Source organism: Pseudolactococcus piscium, assembly GCF_002441695.1.
Classification (GTDB): domain Bacteria; phylum Bacillota; class Bacilli; order Lactobacillales; family Streptococcaceae; genus Pseudolactococcus; species Pseudolactococcus piscium.
On record NZ_JXJW01000047.1, the window covers coordinates 1 to 2,517 of the forward strand.

The 2,517-nt window shown below is 30.7% G+C and carries 6 protein-coding genes; all 6 read right to left on the reverse strand.

Annotated features, from left to right (window positions below):
- Nucleotides 1-206: 206 nt before the first annotated feature.
- Nucleotides 207-599 (reverse strand): hypothetical protein, encoded by a 393-nt coding sequence (locus tag RU86_RS11640; protein ID WP_245810524.1) that lies wholly within the window; start codon nucleotides 597-599, stop codon nucleotides 207-209.
- A gap of 23 nt (nucleotides 600-622) precedes the next feature.
- Nucleotides 623-718, reverse strand: a complete 96-nt coding sequence (locus RU86_RS12530; RefSeq protein ID WP_489752606.1) for a hypothetical protein — start codon at nucleotides 716-718, stop codon at nucleotides 623-625.
- A 147-nt stretch (nucleotides 719-865) separates the two neighbouring features.
- Nucleotides 866-1,291, reverse strand: a complete 426-nt coding sequence (locus tag RU86_RS11645) for a hypothetical protein (protein ID WP_096815434.1) — start codon at nucleotides 1,289-1,291, stop codon at nucleotides 866-868.
- A gap of 2 nt (nucleotides 1,292-1,293) precedes the next feature.
- Nucleotides 1,294-1,533 (reverse strand): hypothetical protein, encoded by a 240-nt coding sequence (locus tag RU86_RS11650; protein WP_096815435.1) that lies wholly within the window; start codon nucleotides 1,531-1,533, stop codon nucleotides 1,294-1,296.
- Between the two features lie 155 nt (nucleotides 1,534-1,688).
- Nucleotides 1,689-2,180, reverse strand: a complete 492-nt coding sequence (locus tag RU86_RS11655; RefSeq protein ID WP_096815436.1) for a hypothetical protein — start codon at nucleotides 2,178-2,180, stop codon at nucleotides 1,689-1,691.
- 2 nt (nucleotides 2,181-2,182) lie between these two features.
- A partial coding sequence (locus tag RU86_RS12190; RefSeq protein WP_096815437.1) for a hypothetical protein occupies nucleotides 2,183-2,517 on the reverse strand: 335 nt, incomplete at its 5' end.

The following is a 2,517-nucleotide window of genomic DNA, read 5'->3' on the forward strand; positions in this document are numbered from 1 at the left end:
CTCAATGGCATTACTTAGAACATAATAAATGTCGGTGCTTAAAGAATTATAAACTAAATATTCTACTAAGATACCTATATATTTCTTGTCTTTATGCTTCATTTAAATGACCTCTTAATCTATAAAGTTTTGTACAATATAGCTATTAATAACTTGGTTCTCGAATTACCACTTACTACTTGAGTTCAATCAGATAGTAAAGTTACTCACTTATCTTGCCAAAAGAATAGATTATCATTCATGCTTATTTTTTCTACGAGAATATCTTTACAAACTATATTCATTGTCATGATTGAGGCATCAATGGAACAGACAATAAATGCTTCATCTGCTTCATATTTTTTTAAAGAAATATCTTGTCCATCGTATCCCAATTGTCTTCCTCTCATTTCTTTTACATTACCCTTCCCTCTCCAAATGGCATCTGTCTCGTAATTCACCTTATAACAAGAAATAAAACTAATTTTAAAACATGTTTCTTCATTATTTTCTATAAAAATGTATATCTCGTCACCAAAATATTGGGTTTGAATATCTAATATTGACATGTCCCAATATCTAGTATTATCAATTTCATTTTGTAGCAATTTAATATTCATATAGACCTCCTAGATCTCCAAAATTATTTATCCTTCCAAGGAAGGTGTCCATCAGGGCTTCTTTTATCAACAATTTTTCCTGTTATATCCAAATATTTTTTATTCTCATCAAATACCATACCTTATATAAAACCCTGTAGAGAGGGTAATCTCTTCAGGATTTTGATCTCAAATGAAATGAAAATTTCATTTGCATCATAGAGCTTAAAATTGAGAATAAAGGTAACTTTTTTGGAATTTGCAAAGCAAACCATTATCAATTGCCTTTATTTTATTGATTCAACCTCAATTTCCGGACAAATTTCTGTAATGATCTCAACTGCACCATTCCATGTAAAAACTAATATATCTTTTAAATCTATTCCAATCTGCTCATAGTATCTACAACTATTTTGTTGAGCAAACTCTACATATTTTGAATTTTTAATTTCAAATACATAGCCATACTCTGATAATAAATCATATTCTTTTTCATTTGCTAATTTCCCGATATCTAACATTCGTTTTTGTAATAAACTTTCGTCATAAGATATTAAACTATAAACAAAAGAAGGAAATATAATTTTTATTAAATAATCATCATTCCCTAGATATATGTAATTACCTTCAGTATTTTGAACAATTTCCTTTATACTGTATTTCTTTTTTCCTGGAAAAGTAAAAGTAGAGGTCCTTAATAGTTCTTCTTGCATCGTCATTCTCCTATATATCTTATTTTTATTTTTTCTGGGTTTTTTCCCTTTTCATCAATTTGAATAGTAGGATTGTTTGAGTTCGCAGAGCTACCTGGACGAATAGAAACTGTCCTACCATCATCAAGTGCACCTACTTTTCCTTTTCCGTACTGTGTATCAATTTCTTTTACATCGCCTAACTTAAGATCGTTGAAATCTTTCTCTGCTTCACTATAATTAAGTACACTAGACGTTGCCATCTGATATTACAAAATAGGCTACTTTGAGTAACTGATTTAACTTGTATTAGTCAAAAATCGATGCAATCAGATGTTTTTTTAGTATAGCGAAAACCACATCAGATCATTTTCAAGGATAATCTCATGTGGTTTAACTGCTGATGCGGGAGCTTATATTAATCTTTTGGCAACCTCACAACAGATCCATTTTCCCACTCTTCAATTTCTCCTATTGAAATTTCTGGTGGACTATATGAAATCACTTCTATTATGTTTTCTCTCGTATATATTATGTAATGATAAAATTCAAGATCTAAATGATTATAAAGATTAAAACTACCATCACGCATCTTTGTAAGAAGCTCAGAGTTTTCACTTTCTATGACAAATCCTTGCTCATCATACAGTTTAATATCCGATTTTTCAGCAAGTTTGCCTAATTGGGCATACCTACTAAGCATACTACTTTCATCTGAGGCAAAAAATGCATAATGAAAATGTTTAAAATATATCTTCACTTTATATTTGGTAGAGCTCTCCATATAGATAATTGTACCCAACTCTTCATCATCTCCGTAGAAACTCGTACTATACTTCATGATATCGTAATGACCATCATCAACAGGGATTGGAATATGGTTAATATATTTAATACTTTCTTTTGTCATAATCACTCCTTTGTATATCTAATTTTAGTTTTATCATATTTATCATTTTGAATATCTAGCGTAGGAGCCTCTGCTGTACTCCCCGGCCTTGCAACAACTTTTCTCCCATCCTCCAAAAAACCTACTTTACCTGCCCCATAGTCTGTTTGAATATCTTTTACATCTTTTAGACCTAAGCTATGAAAGTCATCTAAGACATCATCATAATCTCCTTGTTTACCCCTTTGTGTAGTTGGACCTTTATTTTTACTTTTCTTTTCTTCTGGATATGTCTTATCTAATAGTTCCTTAACCTTCCTATCCGCAATATCCTTAGGAGTAATATCTCCACCAACCA

Bases quoted from the DNA above. Each gene is read 5' to 3' on its own strand.
- RU86_RS11640 (WP_245810524.1), bottom strand. From the start codon at position 599: ATGAATATTAAATTGCTACAAAATGAAATTGATAATACTAGATATTGG.
- RU86_RS12530 (WP_489752606.1), bottom strand. From the start codon at position 718: ATGGTATTTGATGAGAATAAAAAATATTTGGATATAACAGGAAAAATT.
- RU86_RS11645 (WP_096815434.1), bottom strand. From the start codon at position 1,291: ATGCAAGAAGAACTATTAAGGACCTCTACTTTTACTTTTCCAGGAAAA.
- RU86_RS11650 (WP_096815435.1), bottom strand. From the start codon at position 1,533: ATGGCAACGTCTAGTGTACTTAATTATAGTGAAGCAGAGAAAGATTTC.
- RU86_RS11655 (WP_096815436.1), bottom strand. From the start codon at position 2,180: ATGACAAAAGAAAGTATTAAATATATTAACCATATTCCAATCCCTGTT.